Source organism: Sinorhizobium sp. 8-89 (assembly GCF_030124325.1).
In the GTDB taxonomy this organism is placed as follows: domain Bacteria; phylum Pseudomonadota; class Alphaproteobacteria; order Rhizobiales; family Rhizobiaceae; genus Sinorhizobium.
This window is the reverse complement of the sequence record NZ_JASKLR010000007.1, coordinates 153,058-169,710: the sequence shown is the minus strand read 5'-3', so window position 1 is coordinate 169,710 and position 16,653 is coordinate 153,058. Positions and strand designations below refer to the sequence as shown.

Sequence of the window (16,653 nt, the reverse complement as noted above, 5' to 3'; positions counted from 1 at the left end):
AATCCTAATCGAGCGTTAACGGTTGAAGCACGTTTTTGCCATTATTCACCCCAATTAGCTCGATCAGCAGGCAAAATTAACTAAACTTTCAAACCGTGGGGGTCTCGCTTGAAACCAGCGAAAATCAAGACTGCTGCCGCAGCAGTGCTATTCACCGCCGGGATGGGGTTGGTCTCGGTATCCGATAGTCAGGCAGCAGGGTCCGCTTGCGGCGGTGCATCCTGGTATGCCCTCTCGTCCAAGACTGCGTCCGGCGAAAGAATGAACGCCGCCCGCCTCACCGCCGCTCACCGCAGCCTCAAGTTCGGCACCAAGATCCAGGTCACCAACAAGCGCAACGGCAAGACCGTCGTCGTTCGCATCAACGATCGCGGCCCCTTCATTCGCGGCCGGGTGATCGATCTCTCCAAGGCCGCCGCTTCGCAGATCGGCATGATCCGGTCCGGAACAGCCAGCATCTGTTACCGCGTCATCAATTCCTGATCCGCCCAATACTTCCGCCCGATTTTCGCACCGGGCGGATTTGCTTACGGGAACTGTCGGTCTCCCGTATTTATGCCGCTTCCGTCTTGCTCTTCGACCCCATCGCCGCTACCACGGCGAAAAAGGAGTTCATCGAAGATGCGATTGGGCGGAAGACTCGCCGGGGCCATCGAGGTTCTTGACGACATAGAGAAGCGGAAGCGTCCCGTCGCCGACGCACTCAAGGACTGGGGCCTTTCCCACCGCTTCGCCGGATCGGGCGACCGCGCGGCCATCGGCAACATCGTCTACGATGCGCTGCGGATGAAACTCTCCCACGCCTATCTGATGGACAGCGACAGCGCGACAGCGCTTGGCCATGCGGTCATGTACCGGCAGTGGGGCTTTACCACGGAGACGCTTGCGGCGGAGTTCGCCGACGACAAGTTCGCACCGGAGTCCCCTTCGGCGGAGGTGATGAAAGCCTTTGCCGAGCGCCGGCTCGAAGACGCGCCCCTTCACGTGCAGGCGGACATTCCGGAATGGACGCAGGCTTCCTTCGAGGAGAACTTTTCTGAGGACTGGCTCGCGGAAGCCCAGGCGCTTGCCGGCCGGCCGACGCTCGACCTGCGCGTCAACACCCTGAAGGCGACCCGCGACAAAGTCTTGAAGGCACTCGAGCGGAGCGGCGCCGAGCCCGCAACGATTGCGCGCCACGGTGTGCGAATTCCGGCCGGCGAAGGCGCTTCGCGGCTACCGAACGTGACGGCGGAAATCTCGTTCCAGAAGGGCTGGTTCGAAGTCCAGGACGAGGGCTCGCAGATAGTTGCCGATCTCGTCTTCCCGCATGAAGGCGAGCAGGTGCTCGACTACTGCGCCGGCGGCGGCGGCAAGACGCTCGCCATGTCGGCGGCCATGAACAACAAGGGCCAGGTCCATGCCTACGACACGGATCGCAAGCGGCTGGCGCCGATCATCGAACGGCTGAAGCGCGCCGGCACCCGGAATGTGCAGGTGCACGAATCGGCGGAGGCCCTTGCGCCGCTTACGGGGCGATTCGATCGCGTGCTTGTCGATGCGCCCTGCACCGGCACCGGTACGTGGCGACGCCGCCCGGACACGAAATGGCGCCTCACGCAAAAGAACCTCGAGGAGAGGTTGGCGCAGCAGGACGAAGCGCTCACGAGCGCCGCCCAGTTCGTCCGCCCAGGCGGCCATCTAATCTACGTGACCTGTTCCGTGCTTCCCGAGGAGAACGAGTCGCAGGTCTATGGTTTCTGCGAGGACAATCCGGAATTCGAGATCCTCTCGGCCGCCGACACCTGGGCAGCACTCTTCGGCACCGACAAGCCGCAGCCGTGGTCCGCCGACATGAAGACGGTCACGCTGACACCCGCGTCCACGGGAACCGACGGTTTCTTCTTCTGCCTTATGCGCCGCAAGCTATAGTTACGGGCTGCGCTGGGCGAAGTAGCACATTGAAAACATTCTAAACTATACACTTTGACACAAGTTTACTTTTGGTCCATGAAAAGTTCGCTTTAGGGGCCCGGAGAGACCTTGCTCGCGGCCCTGGGAGAAGCAAAGGAGAGGGTCATGACCAAGAATTTCATCCGCACCGCCGCGCTGGCGCTCATGACGGCCACATCGGGGCTGGTGCTGCAGCCGGCGAATGCCGCCACCGACGCTGCTGCGGTCGTCAAGCACTATGCTGCCGTTGCACATGCCAAATACCAGGACGCGCTGACGACGGCCGAAGCACTCGACAAGGCGGTCGACGCGCTGATCGCAAGCCCGAGCGAAGACACCTTGAAGGCCGCGCGCGAAGCCTGGCTCAAGGCGCGTAACCCCTATCAGGAAACCGAGGTCTACCGTTTCGGCAATACGATCGTCGATGAATGGGAAGGCAAGGTGAATGCCTGGCCGCTCGATGAGGGCCTGATCGACTATGTCGATGCAAGCTACGGCACCGAAAGCGACGAGAATGCTCTGTTCGTTGCGAACGTGATCGCCAACAAGACGATCAAGATCGACGGCAAGGACGTCGACGCGACGAATATCACGCCGGAATTTCTGTCCGGGACGCTGCAGGAAGCAGGCGGCATCGAGGCGAACGTCGCGACTGGCTACCACGCGATCGAATTCCTGCTCTGGGGACAGGACCTGAACGGCACCGGCGCTGGCGCCGGCAGCCGCTCCTATACCGACTTCGACACCAAAACCTGCACGAACGGCAGTTGCGATCGCCGCGCCGCCTATCTGAAGGCGGCCTCCAGCCTGCTCGTCGCGGACCTCAAGGAGATGGTCGCCAACTGGACGCCGGATGGCACCGCCACCAAGGCAGTCGAGGCCGACCCGAAGGCTGGCCTTGCCGCCATTCTCACCGGCATGGGCTCGCTTTCCTACGGGGAACTCGCCGGCGAGCGCATGAAGCTCGGCCTGCTGCTGCATGATCCGGAAGAAGAACACGATTGCTTCTCGGACAACACGCACAACTCGCATCTCCACGACGCGATCGGCATCCAGGCCGCCTATACCGGTGAATATACCCGTGTCGACGGCACGAAGCTGACCGGCCCCTCGCTTTCCGAACTCGTCGCCGCAAGGGACGCGGCCCTCGACAAGGAAATGAAGGACAACCTCGCCGCCACCGTCGAAAAGATGCAGGCGATGGCCAAGCGCGCCGAAACAGTCGAGGCCTACGACCAGATGATCGGCGAAGGCAACGCCGAGGGCAATGCCACCGTGCAGGCCGCGATCGATGGCCTCGTCGCGCAGGCGAAGACCGTCGAACGCGTCATTGCGTCGCTCGAACTCGGTACGATCGAGCTTGAAGGTTCCGACAGCCTGGATAATCCTAGCGCCGTCTTCCAATAAGCCGAAAAGGCGGGCCGCCCCCGATGCGGCCCGACCCAAGTCCCATGCATGTGACATCCCGCCTCCTAGCGCTGCCGCTTGCCGCGCTCATCAGCGTCACCGCAACAGCAGCGGCGACGGGCAGCGGTCTCGGCCCCGCCGTCAATGCAGAATTCCAACTGAATGCCGCGGCTGAAATCGGGAAAGGCGGAGTCGACACCCCCCTCTGCCCTGCCGGGCATCTCCCCCACAAGGGGGGAGATTGGCCGGAAGCAAAGCCTTGCCTGACGGCGAGTGCGCAAAGGTCGGGGTCGAATACAACCGCACACGCAGCGAGTAATCGGTTAAGCGTGGCATCGCCGTCGCCCCTTGCTGATCTCCCCCCTTGTGGGGGAGATGCCCGGCAGGGCAGAGGGGGGTGCAGCGCCAGGCAGATCGCAGACAACCAGATCCCGTCCTCTTCACGCGAAGACCTTTCCGAGCACGACCGCTCGCGCGCGCTCACCGTCACCCGGCCGACGACGGATTTCTCCAAGGCCGAACAGTTCGAGGCCCTTTCCGCCGGCGCCGCAACGACGATTGCGCCGATCGATCGGCAAATCTTCTCCCAGTTTTCGGCGAACCTACCCTTCGAGGCCGAGCAGAACTTCAAGCTCGGCAAGGCGCTCTTCGAAAAGCTCTGGGTTTCGTCGCCCTCGTCCACGCAGGCATCCGACGGGCTCGGCCCGCTCTACAACGCCCGCGCCTGCGAGAGCTGCCACCCCCGCGATGGGCGCGGCCGCCCGCCGGAAGGGGCGTCCGACGCAACCTCGATGTTCTATCGTCTTGCCCGTGCACCGCGTGACGACACCGAACGGCAAGCGATCGCATCCCATGCCGCGCTCAATTTTCCCGATCCTGTCTACGGCACGCAGCTTCAGGACAGTGCCGTGCCAGGGATCGCGGCCGAAGGGCGCGTCACCATCGCCTACACGGAAGCGCAGGTCGCGCTCGCGGGCGGCGAAACGGTTTCCCTGCGCAAACCACATTACGCCGTCGCGGACCTTGCCTATGGTCCGCTCGATCCGACGACAACGCTCTCACCGCGCGTCGCCTCGCCGATGATCGGTCTCGGACTGATCGAGGCGATCCACGAGGCGGATATTCTGGCGCGTGCAGACCCCGACAACCGCGACGGGGACGGTATCAGCGGGCGGCCCGCCCTGCTCCGCGACGCCAAAACCGGAGCCATGGTGCTAGGTCGCTTCGGCTGGAAGGCGCAGAGCGCGTCGCTACGCCGCCAGGCCGCCGATGCCTTCGCCATCGACATCGGCATTTCCAGCCCGGACAACGACCGCAGCCATGGCGATTGCACCGAGGCGCAGACCGACTGCCTCGCGCTGCCGATCGGCGTTCAGGAACGGCTCGGTCCCGTCGAGGCGCCTGACCCGGTGCTTGGTCTCGTGACCTTCTATGCCTCAAATCTGGCGGTGCCCGCCCGCCGCAAGGCAAGCTTCCCGGAAACGCTTAGGGGAAAGCGGCTCTTCTACGAATCGGGATGTACGGCCTGCCATACGCCGAAATTCGTGACGCGACGCGATACATCGCACAAGGAGCAGGCGTTCCAGTTGATCTGGCCCTATTCGGATTTCCTGCTGCACGACATGGGTGAAGGTCTCGCAGACGGCCAGGAGGTCGGCGTCGCCGATGGCCGCGAGTGGCGCACGCCGCCGCTCTGGGGGATCGGATTGACGCAAACCGTCAGCGGCCACACCTACTTCCTCCACGATGGCCGCGCCCGTAACCTAATCGAGGCCATTGTTTGGCACGGCGGCGAAGCGGAAAAGGCGCGGAACGCCTTCGTCAGCCTGCCGAAGGACGACCGAAAAGCCCTGATCACATTCCTGGAGTCACTCTGATGCGCCTTCGGCATTTCCTGGCACTCGGCCTTCTCCTCATGGCGCACGCCGCGATGCCTGCAGTGGCGCAGGAGGGGAGCGCGCTTTCCCCGCGTGTCCTTGACGAGGCAGCCTTGCCGGGCGTCATGGCGAAGGCCGTGGATAACTTCGTCATTCCCGGCTATCGCGACCTGTCGCACTCGACGACCCTCCTCGTCGAAGCAACGTCGACGCTTTGCCACGCCCCGTCTGAGCCAGCGCTCGAGACGACGCGAGCAGCTTTCTCCGGCGTCGTTCGGAAATGGTCGGCGATCGAAATCGTCCGCCTGGGGCCGGCGCTGGAGCAGAACCGGTTCGAGCGGTTCCTGTTCTATCCCGATCGCAAGAGCACCGGCCTCAAGCAGGTACAGGCCATTCTTGCCAGGGGCGACGAGACAGCAACGGAACCGGGCCGCCTCAAGACAAAGAGCGTCGCGGTGCAGGGGCTGGGCGCGCTTGAATACGTCCTTTACGGCACAGGGGCGGAGGTGCTCGCCGGGAAGAACGGCGACTTCCGCTGCCGCTACGGCCGCGCAATATCGCAGAACCTGAAGGCGATCGCCGGCGAACTGCTTGTCGCATGGGAAAAACCGGACGGTATACAGGCTGCCTGGAAGAAACCCGGACCCGGCAATCCGCTCTTCCGCGACAACAAGGAGGCCGCGACGGAGCTGCTCGGCGTCCTGGTCCACAGCGTCGAGATGGTGAAGGACCAGCGGCTGCGACCCTTTTATGCCGGAGCGATCGACGGGAAGCGGGCCGAGGGTCGTCCGAAGCTCGCCATCTACTGGCGCTCGGAAAATACGATGCCGTCGATCTCGGTGAACCTCCGGGCGCTGCAGACGCTCTTCAACACGGCCGCGATGGAAAGCCTGCTTCCCGCCGACAGCCGCTCGATCGCCGGCTCGGTGAACTTCCTGTTCAAGTCGCTGATCGGCGCAGCGGACCGCATCGATGGTCCGATCGAGGCGGCGCTTGCCGACAGAAAACAGCGGGCCACGCTCGATTTCATCGCTCTCAACACGGCCGACCTGCTCGACAGACTGAACCGGAACTTCGGCGGAGCGATCGGACTTGGAGCCGGCTTTTCATTCGCCGACGGCGATTGACCGGTTTCAGAGAGCTGCCGGGCGCTCAGGTTGACAAGTCGGCCCTTTGGGCGCAAAGGGCATTCCGTGTCCGTCTTCGGGCATGTTTCACCACAAGGATCAACCGGAAATGAACCCCGACAGTCGAAGTCGAGCCTTCACGCTCACGGCCGTCCGGTCCTGATTGATCAGGGCTTCAGGCGGTCGGATGACTTGGCCCCATGGAGCCCCAAATGCTGCGCATCTACAAAAGCCAGAACAGCCATCTCGTGCTCGTCGATCTCCTCAACGGCCTGGCTTCGCCGGAGCCGGTGATCTGGTTCGACCTCTTCAATCCTTCCGCCGAAGAAACGCGGCTCGTCGAAGACAAGCTGGCAATCGCGATTCCTACACGGGACGAGATGCAGGAAATCGAACTTTCCGATCGTCTCTACCAGGAGGACGGCGCCGAGTTCATGACGATGACCGCGGCGGCGAAACTCGACAGCGACTATCCGGCCAAAGTGCCGGTGACGTTCATCCTCAAGGGAACGAGTCTCGTCACGGTACGTCACGCGGATCCGAAGTCGTTTCAGGTCTACGCCAACCGGATCCAAAAGCCGAACGGAGCGGCGTGCGAAACCGGTGAACTCGTGATGCTCGGGCTGCTCGAGGCGATGATCGACCGCACGGCGGATGCGCTGGAGCGCGCCGGCAACGAGGTCGATGCGATCTCGCGCGAAGTCTTCCGCAAGTCGAACGCCAGCGCCACCAAGAAGACGCGCGACCTGCAATCGCTGATCGAGCAGATCGGGCAGAAGGGCGACCTGTTGACGATCATTCGCGAAAGCCTGGTCAGCGTCGGGAGGCTTGTCGCCTATCACGTCGCGATCGAGGGAAATGGCCAGCGCAAGGCGGCAAAGGAGAGCCGTCAGCGGGTCAAGCTGATCCAGCGCGACGCGACTTCACTCGGCGATCACGCGCTGTTTCTCTCGAACAAGATCAATTTCCTGCTCGACGCGACGCTCGGCCTCATAAACCTCGAACAGAACCAGATCATCAAGATCTTCTCGGTGGCGGCTGTCGTGTTCCTGCCGCCAACGCTGGTCGCCTCGATCTATGGCATGAATTTCGACGTGATGCCGGAGTTGAAATGGCAGCTCGGCTACCCCTACGCACTTTCAATGATGGTGCTTTCGGCTTTGCTGCCCTTTCTCTATTTCAAGCGCCGGGGCTGGCTGTAGCGCGATTATCTGTTACACCCAATCGGGATCGGCGGCAGCATCACCGCCGCCATCGTCCCGTTTACGACAAGACGCGCATGAACGCGAAGAGCCTTATCGACCGACGCAGCTTCATCAAAATGGCAGGTGCCGCCTGGGTGGCGGCGCTTGCCCCGCGTGCTGCCCTTGCGCTCGAACGAGCGGATGCCGTCTTCGCTTCGGCCTTCATGGACCCGGACGGCAGCTTCGGTGTCGCGACGCTCACGGAAGAGGGCGAAATTGTCGACCGGACGCTGCTGCCGGCACGTGCGCACGGCATGACGTCCTCACCGGAAAGCCGCCGGGTAGTCGCCTTTGCCCGCCGGCCGGGTACCTATGCCGTGATCTTTTCGCCGGACGGCACGGCCGAGCCGGTCGTCATCACCGCCGCCGAGGGCCGGCATTTCTTTGGCCACGGCTGTTTTTCGGCCGACGGGCGCTTGCTTTACGCCACCGAGAACGACTTTTCCGCCAATCGCGGCATGATCGGCGTCTACGACGGAACCAAGGGATTTACCCGGATCGGAGAATTTCCGACCTATGGCATCGGGCCGCATGACATGACCCTTGCCGCCGACGGGAGGACGCTCGCGATCGCAAATGGCGGCATCGAGACCCATCCGGACTTCGGCCGCACCAAGCTCAACCTCGATAATATGGAGCCGACTCTCACGCTCGTCGACACCTTCACCGGCGCGCTCATCGAAAAGCACCTGCTGCCGAAGGAGCTTAGGCGGCTTTCGACCCGGCATGTGGACATCGATGCGGAGGGAAAGATCTGGTTCGCCTGCCAGTACGAAGGGGCGCGCAACGAGCTGCCACCGCTCGTCGGCCACTTTTCCCCGGGCGAAGACCTGGCCTTTCTCACTCTCCCCGAGCGGACGACCGAAGCGCTCGCGAACTATGTCGGCGCAATCGCCGTCAACCGCCGCGAAGGGCTCGTCGGCCTGACGTCCCCGAAAGGCAATATCGCCGTTACGCTCGATGCCCGGACGGGCACCGTTTTGAAGCAAGAACTTATCGCCGAGGCCGCAGGCGTCGCCGCGGCCGCGCATGGATTCGCGGTTTCCTCTTATGACGGGCGCTTCAAGGAGCGCAAAAGCGCCGTTGCCTGGGATCAGCATATCGTCAGATTGGGATAGACGCCGGCCGATCACATCGCGGCATTCCGGGCGCCAGAAAGCGCTGTGAGATCGTCCCAGCGATAGGCCACCTGATCATAGATTTCTCCGCCGACGCTGACGCGTCCTCGACCGACGACACGGGCACCGAGCCGTTCATAAAAAGCGCGGTTCGGATTGTCCGCCAGCACCCAGGCAAAAAGCGACGAGGCGCCCGTGTCCCGGCAATGCCCGGCAACCGTGCGCACCAGCGCAGAGCCGATGCCGGCACCCTGGAATTCCTCCAGGAGATAGAGCGTATAGAGTTCCCGGTCGAAGGCCGGCGGCATGGAACGCGCCCGCCCGTAACTCGCCAGGCCGATGACCTTCTTGGTGGCCATGTCGACCGCGACGGTGTGGAACACGCCTGCGACGCGCATCCGGCGCGCATGCCGGATCGCCTGATCCTCGACCGTCATCGCATCGAGATATGCATCGGAAATGAGCCCCCGAAACGTCGACCGCCAGGTTTCGACGAGCACTGACGCCATCATCAGGACGTCGTCAGCTACGGCCGGTCGGATTTCAATGCGTCTGATGTTCCTCATTGTAGACATATATGGATCAGCAGGGGTTCGCGAAAGCAAGCGCCGGTCCCAATTCGCGCATCTTTTGCCTCGATGCGGTGGAAGCGCGAAAGCTGGCGCCCGGCGGTTGTCCACGCGCTGATTTTCCGCATCGCTCATGCTTGTCCTGCTTCCGCGCGCGTGCCACTGTCGGGCGACAGCGGGCAGTCGGCCCCGCCCTCGGAAAGGCTTCTTCTATTGATCGACGACAGCGAGCCGCATGATTTTCACGCCCGCATCCGGGAAAGCTTCAACCGCCAAGCGGCAATGCACACCATCGGCGCCGAGTTGACGCGCATCGAACAGGGAACTGTCGAGATCGAATTGCCCTTCGACGGCAAGCTCACGCAGCAGCATGGTTTGCTGCATGCCGGAGTGATTTCCGCCGCGCTTGACGCCGCCGGGACCTATGCGGCCTATTCGCTGATCGACCCCGACGCATCGCTGCTGACGATCGAATTCAAGGTGAACCTTCTGTCGCCCGGCCGCGGCGACCGCTTTCTTTTCCGCGGCGAGGTGACAAAGCCTGGCACGACCATCATCGTTTCGGACGGGCGGGGCTATGCCATCCGCCCGGACGGGCCGGCAAAGCTGATCGCATCGATGACGGGCACCATGATGGTGGTGCGCGGACGCGAGGGGATCGAGGGATGAGCTTTGAACTGAAGCCCGTGGCCGGCCGGAAGATCCTCTACGTGATGGCGGTCGACGCGGAATACGGGCCAAGTCTGCGCGCCCGCATTGCACCGCTGATGACCGGCGTCGGCCCGGTCGAAGCCGCCGTCAGATTGACGCGGACGCTCGCCGCGCTCGATGCCGGCAACAACCTGCCCGATCTCGTCGTTTCGCTGGGCTCGGCGGGGTCCGCCACGCTCGAACAGACCGAAGTCTACCAGGCGACCTCGGTCGGCTATCGCGACATGGACGCGTCCGTGCTCGGTTTCGAGAAAGGGGCGACGCCGTTCCTCGATCTGCCCGCGGTCGTCGACCTGCCGCTACGCATCCCGGGCGTGAAGGAGGCGCGGCTTTCGACCGGCGCCAACATCGTCTCGGGAAAGGCCTATGACGGGATAGACGCCGACATGGTCGAGATGGAGACCTTCGCGGTCCTGCGCGCCTGCCAATCCTTCGGCTTGCCGCTGATCGGGCTGCGCGGCATTTCGGACGGAAAGGCCGACCTCAAGCACATCGACGACTGGACCGAATATCTGCACGTGATCGACGACAAGCTGGCCGCGGCGATCGACAGGCTGGAAGCGGCGATGGAAACCGGTGAAATCAGGCTCTGAAGGCCCTAAATTGTCGGGGTGCAATGTAATCGTTGCACTGATCCCGGGCTTTGATTAAAGGCTCGCCATGATTATGGGTCAGGACCTGACCCAGCTCGTTTGAAGGCCCGACATGACCCAGACAGCCCATCCCGATACCGTCCTCATCATCGACTTCGGCAGCCAGGTGACCCAGCTCATCGCCCGGCGCGTGCGTGAATCCGGCGTCTATTGCGAGATCGTGCCGTTCCAGTCGGCCGAGGAGGGTTTCAGGCGCCTGAAACCGAAGGCGGTGATTCTGTCGGGCAGCCCGGCCTCGACGCTCGAGATCGGCTCTCCCCGCGCGCCGTCGGTCATCTTCGACAGCGGCCTGCCGGTCTTCGGCATCTGCTATGGCCAGCAAACCATGTGCGCGCAGCTCGGCGGCAAGGTGGAAGGCGGCCATCACCGCGAATTCGGCCGCGCCTTCCTGGAGGTCGAGAAGGAATGCGCCCTCTTCGACGGCCTCTGGTCGGTCGGCTCGCGCCACCAGGTCTGGATGTCGCATGGCGACCGCGTCACCGCGATCCCGCAGGGCTTCGAGGTGGTCGCGACCTCGGCCAACGCACCCTTCGCCTTCATCGCCGACGAGAAGCGCAAATATTATGCGGTGCAGTTCCATCCGGAAGTGGTCCACACGCCTGACGGCGCCAAGCTGATCGCAAACTTCGTGCACAAGATCGCCGGCATCAAGAGCGACTGGACCATGTCGGCTTATCGCGCCAAGGCGGTCGAGGCGATCCGTGAACAGGTCGGCGACAAGAAGGTGATCTGTGCGCTTTCCGGAGGCGTCGATTCCTCCGTCGCAGCCCTTCTCATCCACGAGGCCGTCGGCGACCAGCTCACCTGCATCCTCGTCGACCATGGCCTGATGCGCAAGGACGAGGCGGCGAACGTCGTCGCCATGTTCCAGGAACACTACAACCTCCACCTTCTCCACATCGATGCCTCCGACCGCTTCATCGGCGAGCTTGAGGGCGTCAGCGACCCGGAGACCAAGCGCAAGATCATCGGCCGTCTCTTCATCGAGGTCTTCGAGGAAGAGGCCAAGAAGCTCGGCGGCGCCGATTTCCTCGCGCAAGGGACGCTTTATCCGGACGTGATCGAAAGCGTTTCCTTCACCGGCGGACCATCGGTGACGATCAAGTCGCACCACAATGTCGGCGGCCTGCCGGAGCGCATGAACATGCAGCTCGTCGAGCCGCTGCGCGAACTCTTCAAGGACGAGGTGCGCGTGCTCGGCCGCGAACTCGGCCTGCCCGACAGCTTCATCGGCCGCCATCCCTTCCCCGGGCCGGGCCTTGCGATCCGCTGCCCCGGCGGCATCACCCGCGAGAAGCTTGAAATCCTGCGCGAGGCGGACGCGATCTATCTCGACGAGATCCGCAAGGCCGGTCTCTACGACGCGATCTGGCAGGCCTTCGCCGTGCTCCTGCCGGTGCAGACGGTCGGCGTCATGGGCGACGGCCGTACCTACGAATTCGTCTGTGCGCTCCGCGCCGTCACCTCGGTCGATGGCATGACCGCGGACTTCTACCACTACGACATGGAATTCCTCGGCCGCGCCGCGACGCGCATCATCAACGAGGTCCGCGGCATCAACCGCGTCGTCTACGACGTGACGTCGAAGCCGCCGGGCACGATCGAGTGGGAGTGAGGGAAACGGCGATGATAGGCGGCTCTACCGTAGAATTTCCCAGAAAATACAATGATTTGTGGGCAGGGCAGACTGCTAGCCAGGGCACATTATCAATGGAATTGACAAACCCATCAAGTCATTGAAATCGTTGAGAATCGGAGCGCATGGCGCGGCTCGCAGCTTGTAGCAGATCACCTGACGGTACTTTTGACGGTGCTTTTCGCATCCGACAGAGCATTCTAAAAAGTACCGTCATTCGTTTTTAGGGTTTGACGGTACTTTTCTGTGTGTCAATCATTTGAAATATATAACGAAAATTGCCCGTAGCATGACATTTCCGCGCTGACGGTACTTTAGTTATCGACATACATAGTTTCAGCTTAGGCTGCGGTACCGATCAATGTTCCGGACCCGATTGCATATCGTCGGATGGCACCGTCGCATCACCTATCAAATGTTGTCCCGACTGCTGCCGGATCTGCGATGGAGAGAAGCGTCGACCGCATCCAGGCGGGAGCTTGGATGCGGTAGATGCGCGCGTCTTTTTATCGTTGGGAGAAAGATGAGGTGCCGCGATCTGTGTAAGCTCGGCCGCGCGCCGGCCCAATATGACGAAGCGCCTGGACCACGCTCCCGGCCAAGCTGCCCGTAGCAATCAAATGCTTATCCGCCCGCGTGGTCGTTGCCACCGTGCGCGGCGATGAACATGGCGACGGCCGACCGGCAATAGGATTCGATTTCGTTGTCGTCCTCTGCCCTCGCCTCATCGAAGCGTGCGATAATCAGGAGATCGGATCCTTTGAAAAGCGCGGCAAACAAGCGGGCGGACCGGAGAGGATCGGGCACGTTCAGAACCGCCTTCGCGTGCAACTGACGCAACAGGGCCTCGATTTGGGCGATGACATGGGCGGGGCCGGCTTCGTAATGGAGCTTGCTTAACGACTTTTGATTCGTCTTGTCGGCCATGATCATGGCTTCGACACTGCGGACGTCCGAGCTCAACAGCGTGCGAAGCAGGGATGATCCCACCGCCATGAGTTGATCTTCGGCCGAACCGTCGACGCCTTCAAAAAGGGCCTGTGGTGCAAACTGATGGCAGCGGGCCGCGATGGCCGCGCTGAACAGCGCCTCCTTGTTCTCGAAGTGCCGATAGATGCTGAGCTTGGATATCCTCGCCCGCTGGGCGACCTTGTCCAATGTCGTCGCTTGAAAACCCAATTCCACAAAGAGTTCGCACGCGGCGTCGACTATCGTTTGGCCAAGCGCCTGGTTGGCGGGCCGGCCGCGCCGGCCCTGGCTATTTTCGGTCACGACAATTCCAGTCCTTGACAGTATCCTAATTCTTGCATTACGATACCATGTAGTACCTGAAATATGCAAGCCAACGGGTAGATTTCAACTTGTCCTCCAAAGCAAGTTTCCCCGGGGCCGCCCGGCGATATCGAATGCGGCATTGTCCGGCCGGCCAAAACAGTGATGGGCGACTCTCTCGTCGATGCCGAAGCCCTGCTCGCTGCCCGTCTCGGGCGCGTATCGCTGGACGATATTTCGCGCCAGGCCCGGCCCAACCCCTCCATCCACAACACGGAGCTTATCACCATGGATGACGTCATCATCATCGGCGGCAGCTTTGCCGGTCTCGCCGGCGCCCTGCAGCTCGGCCGTGCCCGCCGCAAGGTCACCGTTCTCGATACCGGCCTGCCGCGCAACCGCTTCGCCGGCCACTCGCATGGCCTGCTCGGCCACGATCACAAGCCACCGCTGGACATCCTGGCCGAGGCGCGGCAGCAGCTAGCGCGCTATCCCACGATCAGGCTGGTTAATGCCCGGGCCGACAGCATCTCCGGCGCCATCGACGATTTCTCCGTCCTCACTGGCGATGGCGAAAGCCTTAGGGCGCGCCGCCTGATCCTGAGCTATGGCGTCGCCGACCAGATGCCTGATGTTCCGGGCTTTGCCGAAGGCTGGGGCACGTCCATCGTGCCCTGCCCCTATTGCGACGGCTTTGAAGTCGCCGGCCAGCATTGGGGCCTCGTCTGGTCCGGCCGGCAGTCGCACAATCATGTCAGACTGTTCCACGACTGGACCGACAGGTTGACGCTCTTCGCCGATGGTCACGACATTCCGCCCGATATCCGGGCCGATCTGGCGCGCCGCAACATACCTGTCGTCGATGGCCGGATCACCGAGATCGCCCATCACGGGGGCCATAACGCCACCGTCAAGCTCGATACCGGCCCCAATGTCGCGGTCGACATCCTGTTCGCGCATCCGCGCAACAAGCCGTCCGCAAGCCTGCATGAATCACTGGGCCTCGCCACGGTCGATACGCCCCTCGGCATCGCCCTCAAGGTCGACGAGCGCCGCGAAACCAACATGCCCGGCATTTACGCCGCGGGCGACCTCGCCAACCCCCTCATGCCCTCGGTCACTTTGGCATCATCGCACGGCGCGACCGCGGGCATCTCCGCCCAGCAGTCGATGCTGGTTTGAAAGCACAGATTGGAGATGAGCATGGCCGTCGAACCGGACAGCGCGGGGGTCCGCTTCCCTCCGCCCTTCGTCTATCTGGGAGCGCTGCTGTTGGGGCTGGCGGCGGAGCGGTTCGTCACCCTGCGCTCTTTCGGCATCGACTGGCGGTTGCTGGTCGCGACGGGCGCGCTGCTGCTCGTTGCCGGCGCGGCGATAATGCTTGCGGCGGCGGGGCTGTTCCGGCGGCTGGGCACCAACGTTCCGCCGTCGCAGCCAACGACCCTCATCGCAACGACCGGTCCTTATCGGTGGACCCGCAATCCCATGTATCTCGGCATGGCGCTTATCTATGCCGGCCTTGCGATCGGCTTCGACGGGCCGATCGCCTTCGCCTTGCTCCCGTTGGTGCTGATCGCGATCCAGACGCAGGTGATAGCCCTCGAGGAGCGCTATCTCGAAGCGAAGTTCGGCGACGACTACCGCCGCTACAAGGCCGAGGTTCGCCGCTGGCTCTGACTATTCCGCCGCTGCCGCCTGCGGGGCCTTCTGATAAACCAGCACCGGCTTCCTTGCCGCGACCCCTCCGGGAAGAAGTTCAGCAAGCGAGGGCGCGACATTGCACCTTGAACCGTGCTGTCGCGCCCTCGGAGCGGGTGGGTCTTGAGGTGTCCAGTTTATGCTGCCGGGAGTGTCTAGTTTGCACTGCCAGCGGTATCCAGTTCACCTACAAACGGAGAGGGACGGCGCTTGGATGACGCTGCCGCGGCGGGTCGCGTTGTGGCGCGCCCTCTGCTATGAAAGTTGGTGACGGTACTTTCTTCGTTCGCTGTGAAACCCACCTGAGTTGCCCAAAGTGGGTCCGGAAAGGCGATCGACTTCGATAGATGCCGAAACCGCACAAAATTTTCGTGCTATTTTTCCCTTTGAAATCAAGACCGTAACGTTTTGGCGGCCCATGGGTCGGCTTCTTGCGCGGCAACGAATAAAAAACCTAGCTATATTAATGGCCTAACTAGACTTAGAACAATCGAGTGGGAGTGATTTCTGCCCATCCGACGGTATCGGATTCTGCGCCAGAGCACGCCATAAATGCTGATACAAAATAAGACGCTTCCTATTGGCACCTATCGACGGGCATAGGGTCGATCTAGCAAAGGGTCACAAGTCGCGTCGTGTCGGGTGCGGCACTTCGCGGGAGGACGATCGGATGCACCTGACATGAGCACGCCTCCTCGCCGCAGCACCACCACTGGTCTGCGCCAATTTCTTGATCTTGAGCAGCAGCGCAATTGGATAGAAGGCGAGACGAACTTGCATGACGCCGACGAGCGTTCGGAGTCCCTGGAACAGCGGTTCAAGTACGTCGCGCGGTTTCAGAAGCTTCTTCGTCACCCGCAAGCACAAGAAGTTCTGGAGATTCTGAGACTCTACGGCCAAAACTGCATCCCCGTCCCGCGCAAGACCGAGCGTCACTACTGGTCGGTTTCTTGTCTGCCGTCGACCTCCGACAAGCCGCTTGTCCGCGTTAATGCGAGTTGGATGGAGCTTTTCACGGTCTATGCGGACGGCGAGGGCATCCGTGCGAGATTCCTGGTGCATCTTTCGGATTTCACGACGGACCAGTCACCCGCGCAGGGCCATGTGGACGAGCCCTTTCTCGAGCACTGCGTCACGACGGCTGAAGACGTCGGTTATTTCTTCCCGCGCGGCGAGGACATTTTCGGCATCAATGTGCGGGCCTCCGCTTCTATCCGCAAGTTCCTCGCGACCCGCCGCGTGTTGCGCGCCATTCGGACTTTCAATCTGACGCACATGAACCGAGGTCGGAACGCCTATCAGGCGAGCCACTGCTACAGCCTGGCGGATCACATGTTGGAAGGTTGAGCGGCTCTGGGTGCGCGCACCCTGGCGAGGTTGCCAGCCGCTGCGGCGTCGCTGGCCGCGGT

At 62.4% G+C, this 16,653-nt stretch carries 15 protein-coding genes; 13 read left to right on the top strand and 2 right to left on the bottom strand.

The window, feature by feature from the left end:
* Positions 1-108 precede the first annotated feature (108 nt).
* The 7 genes from QN219_RS16205 (at position 109) to QN219_RS16175 (ending at position 8,705) form a co-directional block, all read left to right on the top strand.
* Entirely contained in the window at positions 109-483 is a 375-nt protein-coding gene (locus tag QN219_RS16205; RefSeq protein ID WP_284000758.1) for a septal ring lytic transglycosylase RlpA family protein, read from the top strand.
* Between the two features lie 138 nt (positions 484-621).
* Positions 622-1,911: an RsmB/NOP family class I SAM-dependent RNA methyltransferase gene (locus QN219_RS16200; RefSeq protein WP_284000757.1), complete on the top strand. Its 1,290-nt coding sequence runs from the start codon at positions 622-624 to the stop codon at positions 1,909-1,911.
* 147 nt (positions 1,912-2,058) lie between these two features.
* Complete coding sequence (locus QN219_RS16195) at positions 2,059-3,339, top strand: imelysin family protein (RefSeq protein WP_284000756.1); 1,281 nt, start codon at positions 2,059-2,061, stop codon at positions 3,337-3,339.
* Positions 3,340-3,668: 329 nt separating this feature from the next.
* Positions 3,669-5,216: a di-heme oxidoredictase family protein gene (locus tag QN219_RS16190; RefSeq protein ID WP_284000755.1), complete on the top strand. Its 1,548-nt coding sequence runs from the start codon at positions 3,669-3,671 to the stop codon at positions 5,214-5,216.
* On the top strand, positions 5,216-6,343 hold the full coding sequence (locus tag QN219_RS16185; protein ID WP_284000754.1) for an imelysin family protein: 1,128 nt from the start codon (positions 5,216-5,218) through the stop codon (positions 6,341-6,343). The genes QN219_RS16190 and QN219_RS16185 overlap by 1 nt, the downstream gene beginning before the upstream one ends.
* A gap of 212 nt (positions 6,344-6,555) precedes the next feature.
* A complete protein-coding gene (locus tag QN219_RS16180; protein ID WP_284000752.1) occupies positions 6,556-7,545 on the top strand; it encodes a magnesium transporter CorA family protein in 990 nt (329 codons plus the stop codon).
* A 77-nt stretch (positions 7,546-7,622) separates the two neighbouring features.
* Positions 7,623-8,705, top strand: a complete 1,083-nt coding sequence (locus tag QN219_RS16175; protein ID WP_284000751.1) for a DUF1513 domain-containing protein — start codon at positions 7,623-7,625, stop codon at positions 8,703-8,705.
* Positions 8,706-8,716: 11 nt separating this feature from the next.
* On the opposite strand, the gene QN219_RS16170 is transcribed toward QN219_RS16175, so the two are convergent.
* Entirely contained in the window at positions 8,717-9,271 is a 555-nt protein-coding gene (locus QN219_RS16170) for a GNAT family N-acetyltransferase (protein ID WP_284000889.1), read from the bottom strand.
* 219 nt (positions 9,272-9,490) lie between these two features.
* On the opposite strand from QN219_RS16170, the gene QN219_RS16165 reads away from it, so the two are divergent.
* The 3 genes from QN219_RS16165 (at position 9,491) to guaA (ending at position 12,253) form a co-directional block, all read left to right on the top strand.
* Positions 9,491-9,943 carry a PaaI family thioesterase gene (locus tag QN219_RS16165; RefSeq protein ID WP_173511520.1) on the top strand — a complete coding sequence of 151 codons (453 nt, stop codon included), beginning with the start codon at positions 9,491-9,493 and terminating at the stop codon, positions 9,941-9,943.
* Positions 9,940-10,578 carry a 5'-methylthioadenosine/S-adenosylhomocysteine nucleosidase gene (locus QN219_RS16160; protein ID WP_284000750.1) on the top strand — a complete coding sequence of 213 codons (639 nt, stop codon included), beginning with the start codon at positions 9,940-9,942 and terminating at the stop codon, positions 10,576-10,578. Before QN219_RS16165 ends, QN219_RS16160 begins: the two co-directional genes overlap by 4 nt.
* A gap of 112 nt (positions 10,579-10,690) precedes the next feature.
* Positions 10,691-12,253 carry a glutamine-hydrolyzing GMP synthase gene (guaA, locus tag QN219_RS16155; protein WP_284000749.1) on the top strand — a complete coding sequence of 521 codons (1,563 nt, stop codon included), beginning with the start codon at positions 10,691-10,693 and terminating at the stop codon, positions 12,251-12,253.
* 645 nt (positions 12,254-12,898) lie between these two features.
* Here the strand turns inward: guaA and QN219_RS16150 are convergent.
* Entirely contained in the window at positions 12,899-13,546 is a 648-nt protein-coding gene (locus QN219_RS16150; protein ID WP_284000748.1) for a TetR/AcrR family transcriptional regulator, read from the bottom strand.
* Between the two features lie 288 nt (positions 13,547-13,834).
* Between QN219_RS16150 and QN219_RS16145 the strand changes: the two genes are divergently transcribed.
* From QN219_RS16145 to QN219_RS16135, 3 genes are all read left to right on the top strand, one after another.
* Positions 13,835-14,728 carry an NAD(P)/FAD-dependent oxidoreductase gene (locus tag QN219_RS16145; RefSeq protein WP_284000888.1) on the top strand — a complete coding sequence of 298 codons (894 nt, stop codon included), beginning with the start codon at positions 13,835-13,837 and terminating at the stop codon, positions 14,726-14,728.
* A 21-nt stretch (positions 14,729-14,749) separates the two neighbouring features.
* Positions 14,750-15,223 carry an isoprenylcysteine carboxylmethyltransferase family protein gene (locus tag QN219_RS16140; protein WP_284000747.1) on the top strand — a complete coding sequence of 158 codons (474 nt, stop codon included), beginning with the start codon at positions 14,750-14,752 and terminating at the stop codon, positions 15,221-15,223.
* A gap of 702 nt (positions 15,224-15,925) precedes the next feature.
* Positions 15,926-16,591, top strand: coding sequence for a hypothetical protein (locus tag QN219_RS16135; protein WP_284000746.1), 666 nt, complete (start codon positions 15,926-15,928; stop codon positions 16,589-16,591).
* Positions 16,592-16,653: the final 62 nt, after the last annotated feature.

Excerpts from the sequence above, each read along its gene's own strand:
- QN219_RS16200 (WP_284000757.1), top strand. The coding sequence starts at position 622 with ATGCGATTGGGCGGAAGACTCGCCGGGGCCATCGAGGTTCTTGACGAC.
- QN219_RS16195 (WP_284000756.1), top strand. The coding sequence starts at position 2,059 with ATGACCAAGAATTTCATCCGCACCGCCGCGCTGGCGCTCATGACGGCC.
- QN219_RS16185 (WP_284000754.1), top strand. The coding sequence starts at position 5,216 with ATGCGCCTTCGGCATTTCCTGGCACTCGGCCTTCTCCTCATGGCGCAC.
- QN219_RS16180 (WP_284000752.1), top strand. The coding sequence starts at position 6,556 with ATGCTGCGCATCTACAAAAGCCAGAACAGCCATCTCGTGCTCGTCGAT.
- QN219_RS16175 (WP_284000751.1), top strand. The coding sequence starts at position 7,623 with ATGAACGCGAAGAGCCTTATCGACCGACGCAGCTTCATCAAAATGGCA.
- QN219_RS16170 (WP_284000889.1), bottom strand. The coding sequence starts at position 9,271 with ATGAGGAACATCAGACGCATTGAAATCCGACCGGCCGTAGCTGACGAC.
- QN219_RS16160 (WP_284000750.1), top strand. The coding sequence starts at position 9,940 with ATGAGCTTTGAACTGAAGCCCGTGGCCGGCCGGAAGATCCTCTACGTG.
- guaA (WP_284000749.1), top strand. The coding sequence starts at position 10,691 with ATGACCCAGACAGCCCATCCCGATACCGTCCTCATCATCGACTTCGGC.
- QN219_RS16145 (WP_284000888.1), top strand. The coding sequence starts at position 13,835 with ATGGATGACGTCATCATCATCGGCGGCAGCTTTGCCGGTCTCGCCGGC.
- QN219_RS16140 (WP_284000747.1), top strand. The coding sequence starts at position 14,750 with ATGGCCGTCGAACCGGACAGCGCGGGGGTCCGCTTCCCTCCGCCCTTC.
- QN219_RS16135 (WP_284000746.1), top strand. The coding sequence starts at position 15,926 with ATGAGCACGCCTCCTCGCCGCAGCACCACCACTGGTCTGCGCCAATTT.